The organism is Streptomyces sp. CNQ329 (assembly GCF_000482585.1).
Genome location: NZ_AXVU01000087.1, coordinates 1 through 6,491 on the forward strand (window position 1 = coordinate 1; position 6,491 = coordinate 6,491).

Here is a 6,491-nt window from a genome sequence, read left to right on the forward strand (position 1 = left end):
GGCCGGCGTCCGCTTCCCGGGCCGGCGTCCCGTCCGTGGTCGGCATCTGCTGCCCGGACCGCATCTGCTGCCGGAGGCGGCGTCCGCGGCGCGGGCCGGGATCTGCTGCCCCGAGCGGCATCTGCTGCCCGGGGGCGGGTGTCCGCTTCCTTGGGGGGACCTCCGGTCCGCGGGCGGCGTCTGCTGCCCGGGGTGTGTCCGGTCCGCGGGCGGTGTCCGCTGTCCGGGGCGGCGTCCGCTGCGCGGCTGGTGTGTGGATGCTGCCCGGGGGCGGGCAGGGGGTGGGGTGTTGTGTGCGCCGGGCGTGCGGGTGGCGGTGGTGGGTCCCTGGCCGTGCTGGAAGGTGCAGCCGGCCCGTTGGCGCCGGCTGCTCCCGGCGCGGGCCGCGGTGCCGCTCCAGCCCCTGCTGCCGTCCCAGCCGTCCCTGCCGCCTCGTGCTGCCGCGCCTGCCGCAGGTGCGGCTGGTGCGGCTGGTGGTGGCTGGTGGTGGTGCCGGGGTCTGCCGGGGGTGTTCCCGGGCCGGCCGTTCATGGGTTGTTCCTTTCGGTGGCGGGGGACAGGGGCAGGGGCAGTACCCCGGCTGCTGTCCACCGCTGCCGTAGCCGGGCGCGGTTGTGGGGGGCGGGGTCGGGCAGCAGGGCGATGCCGCAGTCGCCGCCGCCTGCTCCGGAGGGTTTGGCCGCGCCGCCGATGGCTTCGGCGGCGTCGCACAGTGCGGTCAGTTCGGTGGTGTAGATGCCCAGTGCGGCTTCGTCGTCCAGGCGGGCCAGTTCCTTGCGGGCCCGGCGGATCTGTTCCAGCAGGCCGGGGCCGTCGTGGTGGTGGAGTGCGCCGGTGATGGTGTCGACGATGTCGGTGCTGGTCTCGATGAACGCGCGGTGTGAGGGGCTGTGGCGCCAGGTTTTCCGGTGCAGTTGGGCCACCAGGGAGGTGGTGGATGCCGGGCTGCCGGTCCAGCCGACTTCGAGGGACAGCCCGGCCGGGGGCGGCAGGCGGCGTATGGCGTAGTGGGGCCAGTGTTCGCGCAGTGCGGTGGCGATGCCGTGGCGGCGGGCCAGGTCGAGTACGAAGGCCCGGTCGGGGGCCCGGTAGGTGATCCAGCCGCCCCAGGTGCTGGCCGCGAGGTCACCGCCGGAGCCTTTGGCGTCGAGCCGGGCGGTGGCCAGCAGCGCCAGGCGGAAGCGCTGGTCGAGTGTCAGCTCAAGGCCGCAGAAGTCGGCGACGGCCGCGACGGTGGCGACGGTCACCGCGCCGCTGGAGCCGAGTCCGTACTTGCGGCCGTCCTCGTGCAGCCGGCTGTCGACGGCCACGTTCATCGCGGGCAGCGGGCGGCCGTGGTCGCCCAGTAGCTGGGCGGTGGTCTCCACGGCCGAGACCACGTGTGCCAGCGACCGGCGGGCCTGGGGCCCGTCGGGTCCGCCCACGTCCAGCCGGCCGCTGTCCCAGGAGAAGGGCACCGGGCCGGCGGTCAGGTCGGAGGAGATCTGCACGCCGGCTTCGGCGCGGCCGCTGACGGTGACCGTGATGTCCCGGTCCACCGCTACCAGGACCGCCGGGACGCCGGGTTCGACCACCGCGTACTCGCCCGCGACGAACAGTTTGCCCGGCGCGCGGCGCGCGACGGTGCGTGTGCGGGTCACCGCCCGCCCTCGGGCAGCAGGCGGGCACCGGGGCCCGGGCCGGCGATGTGCACCGCACCGCCCGCGGCGGCCTCGCGGACGACCGCGGCCACCCGGCGGGCGTCGCTGCGCCGGCACAGGATCTTGACGTTCGGCCCGGCGTCCATGGTCGCCCAGGCCGCGACACCGTCGCGCCTGAGCTGCAGCACGCTGTCCAGCACGGTCAGCGTCGCGGGGGAGAGGTAGCGCACCGCGGGCCGCGCCGCGAGCATCGTGGCGTGCATGCCCAGCGCGTTGCGTTCGGCGATCTCCCCCACCGTCTCCAGATCGCCGCGCAGCAGCGCCGCCCGCATACCGGCCAGGTCGGCTTTGCTGGATACCGCCCACGGCTCATACAGCGGTGAGGTGTCGACGGTGCGGCGCATCGCCGCGCGGCTGGAGACGGCCTTGGGGCCGGCGTTGACCACCGCGATGACCAGCGCCGGGTCCAGATCGGCCACCGGCACCGGTTCGGCGTAGGAGCCCAGGTCCGCGTCGGCGGCGGTATCCGCCGGCCGCCCGGCGTGCCAGACGGCGAAGCCGCCGAAGACCGACCGTGAGGCCGACCCCGACCCGCGCCGGGCCAGCCGCGACAGCGCGGTGGCCTTCAGCCCGAGGCCGTAGGCGGCGGCCGCGGCCACGGCCAGGGCGGCGAACCCGCTGGCCGACGACGCCAGACCCGCCCCGGTGGGCACGGTGTTCTCCGATTCCACCACGGCCCGCTGCGGGTGCCGGGCGTTTTGCCGCACCAGGTCCAAGAACGCCACGATGCGCCGCAGCGCCTCACCGTCGGCCGGCGCCCCGTTGAGCGTCACCACATCACGCCCGGCGCCCGGCGCGAGCCGGACCCGGGTGGTGGTGGGGAAGATGTCCAGGGTCATCGACAGGCTGTCGGTGCGCGGCAGGACCAGGTGCTCATCACGCTTGCCCCAGTACTTGATCAGCGCAATGTTCGGGTGTGCCACGGCGGTGGCCCCGGCCGCGGTGTCACCCCGCGGCCTGACCACCGCAATCCGCTGTTCAGACATGCTCGGCGCGCCTCCTCAGCGGTACGACCCAGGTGTGCACGGCACCGGCTTCGTGGAGCCGGCGGGTGACCCGGCTGGCCTCTTCCGGCCGGGTCAGCGCGATCACGCAGCCGCCCAGACCACCACCGGTGATCTTGGCGCCGAGGCCGCCGGCCGCGAGCGCGGCGGTGACCATCGCCTCGATCCGCTCGGTGCTCAGCCCGGCCTCGCGCAGCAGCCGGTGATACTCCGTCATCCGCGAGCCCAGCTCCTCCGGCCGGCCCTCGGCCAGCGCCCGCTCGGCCCCGCCGACCAGCTCCGCGGCCTGCCCGAGGAACTTCTCCCTGGCCCCCGGGCGGCGCCCGAAGCCCTCCCGCAGCAGCTCGACGGCCTCCTTGGTGCTGCCGGCCTGCCCGCTGTCCGCGACGATGAACAAACCGTCACAGCCGATGCTCAGTTCACGGGCCCGGCCCGCCTGGAAGGCCAGCGGCGCCGACGCACCGACGGCCATCGCATCCACCCCGCTGGCCCGGCCGTGCGCCATGTTCTCCGCCGTCTGCACCAGCTCGAACGCCGCCTCGCCGGACAGCTCGCGGCCGAAGAGCTCGGCAAGGGCCAGCACGATCGCCCGCGAGTTCGCGGCGCTCGACCCCAGCCCCCGGCCCGCCGGGATCGCACCGTCGAGGATCACATCCAGATGCGGATCCCCCGCCACACCCATACGGTCCTTGAACGCCGCGGTCAGCTCCCGCAGCCCGTCGGAGGCCTGGGTGACCACCGCCCGCGACGCCGAACCGGTCATGGTGAAGGACAGCTCACCCTCACCCTCACCCGCGGGAGACCACCCGGCACTCGCCGTCGCCGTAAGCTGCGGAATCGGCACAGCCAGCGCCGCGGCCCCGTAAACGACCGCATGCTCTCCCAACAGGATCGCTTTGGCATGGGCACGACCGACGCCGACTGAGCGAGCCCGGTGGTTTCCCGAAACCCCATCCACTGAGGTCGGTAAAGTCAACGCACTCAGCTCCCCTTGTCGTTTCTGCAGTGGAATCGCATCGTCCAGATCCAGGAAGGAATGAAGCAGACGGCAGGCCAAGCCCCCGCAGCGCGCACCCGCCCGCGCACACGCGGCGGACCGCAGATCACATAACGGGCTTTCAGACACGCGGCGGCACCGGGAACCGGATACTCACCGGCCCTGCGGCCGCACCCCGGGGCACCGGGCGCCGCCGGCGCACCCGCAGCAGCGGCGGCGCGCGGCGGCAGCCGCCTCGAACCCCCGCGCACACGCGGCGGCCGGCGGGACAAAGGAGCAGGTGCCGGGCGCTTGCGAACCCGGGCCGCCCGAGACGGGCCGGGGAATGCTGCGGCACCACACCACCGCCCGGAAAACATTTTCGGGCAGGCTAGATGTCCGTAAATCGTGACACGGGATTTTCGACACGCCAAGAGAACCGTAAAGTGACGTGGCTCACGTCCGGATGGGCTGCTGGTTCGCACGTGGACTCCCGGTGCCGACGCCGCCGCGGGCGGACCGCAAGGGGCGGGGGAGAGGGGGACCTGGCAACACGAACGGGCACCGGCCCCGGCCGGGACGGGGCCGGTGCCCGTTCGTCCTTGTTCCGTATACCGCGTGATGCGGCGTCAGTGACGAAACGCCGTATCACGCCTGTGGCGTGTCGCTTCCGGGCCGCGGCGCTATGAGGCCGCGGAGGTGCACGCCCGGCGCTGCAGGGCGATCTGCGTGAGTTCATCGATGTCGAACTCCGAGCGGCAGTTCGGCGCGCCGTAACGGGTGATCTTCCCCCGGCTCACCCACTTGCGGATGGTCGCTTCGGAAACCCCCACGGCGAGCGCGGCCACGTTCGTGGGGACGAGCCTGTGGCGTGGCGGTCTGGTCATGCGCTGACATCCTTTCGCTGCCGCTCCATGAGCTGCCTCAGATACAGCCAGTCGTGCATCTCCCACGAGTGCCCCGCAGAGCACTCGATGCTTCTTCTCGCCGCGTTCCCGGTGCTCTTCGGCCACACGCTGATCGTCCCGCTGCAGTCCTCCACGACACACTGCCGGATGATCGTGCGCGAGGCGCCGGAGCCGGGGTCGATGATGTGGCGTAACTCGGCGACGAGGCTGTCGGTCTCGTCGGCGAACTCAGCCGCCGGAGGCTGGGCGGCCAGCCACCTCAAGTGCCGCGCCAGGAACCGTGAAAGCTGCGGAACGGAACGCGCCGGAACGGCGGTCCCGAGCTGCTCCACAACGATGTCCGACCACGACTCGAGAGTAGCAACGATATTGTAACGGGAGTCCAGCACCGAGATGTTCATGTGATCCCGAGTGCGGCTTCCCGAAATCTTCGTCCCGCTGATACGCCGGGACATCGGAGACACATGGTGCAGGCATTCCTGATAGAGGTCGGGGAGCGTTTGAAGATTACGTTCCACCTGGCGTACGCAAGAGGTGCAGAGGACGGACCCGGTGGCGCCGCTGATTTCGCGCGCGTGATCTCTGGGGCACGGGTTAACCTTCATGCAACCTCCTTGAGGCGGGCTTCCCCCATAATCGCGAGGAAATGCATGCGGGTGCCATGCCGATTGCGGCATCCCGTGCAGAGTTCCTTTTCACTGGCATCCCCGTTCACACCGGCGCCGTACCCGTCCGGGCAGGGATCGCCGCCAACACTCTCACCGGTAAAGCTACCGACGTGCGCTTGAGCCCCGATACAGCCTCGTTCGAGGGTGATAATCCCCGTGTTCTCAAGCCGTTTTCCACCCGCACCCGAGCCGCCCGGACACCCGCCGCCCCCGGCCCCGGAAGAACACGGTGAACACCCGGCCAAGCCCCCACGACCCGCCGCAACACCCCCCGCGGCACCGGCCCGAACCGTGACGCCTGAAGCTTGTCCGGCACGGCGGGGACCGGCACCGCCAGCCCACCCGATCCCCGCCACAGGCCCCCCCGGTAAGCAGCCGCCCGGCGCGCCTTGCAGACCACCCCTTGCGGGCAGCGCCCGCCGCCCCACCCGGGGCGTGACCCACGTCACCGCATGTGCACTTGGCGTGGCGACTTCGCACGTGTCACTATTTCGGCAGCCCCTCCCTGCCCAAAAACTTTCGGGACCCGGGGAGTTGAGCACCGTATCCACTGGTTTGCCCGGTGGACTCGCGTCCCCGTGCCGCCACGGCACAGGTTCCCGCCGAACCTCTCACGCCCTTCCCTTTCACATCCTTCCTCCCACAGCGCCGCAGCGCCGCAGCGCCCATGGCGCCATGGCGCCGTTGCCCGGGCCGGCACGCCGGCCCGGGCAACGTGACGGTGTGCAAGCGGAGGGCAAAACGGGGCCGCCCGGGCGGGCGCAGGGCGTTTGAGCACACGGGCGCGTCGCCGCCCGGAACATCAGGGCCGGCCCGGGCCGGCACCGCACGGCCCCCGGCCCTTCGGGCCGGACGGCCCCGAACAGAAAACCGCCTCCGAAAAAGCTGGGCGCAGATCCTTCACGTTTTCCGACGGCAGACTCCAAGGAAAGAGGGCCCCAGATATGCCAAGGCTGTGCAAGCCTGCGGTGAGCGCGCCGGAACACACCATCACGATGGAAGAAACTCTGCAGTTCGCCGAAGAAGCGCACGCCGGGAAACCTCAACTCCCTCTGGCGCTCCGGCTCATCCGGAATACCGGGGTACTGAAGCGGCATATCGTGCAGCCCATCGAGAAGACGCTTCGCCACCCGGGTCTGACCGAACGCAACCGCATCTACGAGGCCGAGTCGAAGAAGATGTGCCCGCCGGTCATCGAAGAGGCCCTGGCCAACGCCGAGGTGACGGCGCGTGAC

Annotated in this window: 5 protein-coding genes and 1 pseudogene; 1 reads left to right on the forward strand and 5 read right to left on the reverse strand. The window is 71.7% G+C overall.

Annotated elements, in window-relative coordinates:
- Positions 1 to 527: 527 nt before the first annotated feature.
- The 5 genes from I003_RS0128530 to I003_RS0128550 all read right to left on the reverse strand — a co-directional run bounded on the left by I003_RS0128530 (position 528) and on the right by I003_RS0128550 (position 5,193).
- On the reverse strand, positions 528 to 1,640 hold the full coding sequence (locus I003_RS0128530; protein WP_027774598.1) for a phosphomevalonate kinase: 1,113 nt from the start codon (positions 1,638 to 1,640) through the stop codon (positions 528 to 530).
- The gene (mvaD, locus tag I003_RS0128535) at positions 1,637 to 2,686 is read right to left on the reverse strand and encodes a diphosphomevalonate decarboxylase (RefSeq protein ID WP_051368586.1); all 1,050 of its coding nucleotides are present in this window, start codon (positions 2,684 to 2,686) and stop codon (positions 1,637 to 1,639) included. Before mvaD ends, I003_RS0128530 begins: the two co-directional genes overlap by 4 nt.
- Positions 2,679 to 3,830, reverse strand: coding sequence for a mevalonate kinase (mvk, locus tag I003_RS0128540; RefSeq protein ID WP_486584445.1), 1,152 nt, complete (start codon positions 3,828 to 3,830; stop codon positions 2,679 to 2,681). Before mvk ends, mvaD begins: the two co-directional genes overlap by 8 nt.
- A 533-nt stretch (positions 3,831 to 4,363) precedes the next feature.
- On the reverse strand, positions 4,364 to 4,567 hold the full coding sequence (locus I003_RS33625; protein WP_037722035.1) for a MerR family transcriptional regulator: 204 nt from the start codon (positions 4,565 to 4,567) through the stop codon (positions 4,364 to 4,366).
- The gene (locus tag I003_RS0128550) at positions 4,564 to 5,193 is read right to left on the reverse strand and encodes a hypothetical protein (protein WP_027774601.1); all 630 of its coding nucleotides are present in this window, start codon (positions 5,191 to 5,193) and stop codon (positions 4,564 to 4,566) included. The genes I003_RS33625 and I003_RS0128550 overlap by 4 nt, the downstream gene beginning before the upstream one ends.
- A gap of 1,007 nt (positions 5,194 to 6,200) precedes the next feature.
- On the opposite strand from I003_RS0128550, the pseudogene I003_RS35320 reads away from it, so the two are divergent.
- Positions 6,201 to 6,491, forward strand: a pseudogene (locus I003_RS35320) (type III polyketide synthase); the annotation flags it as partial.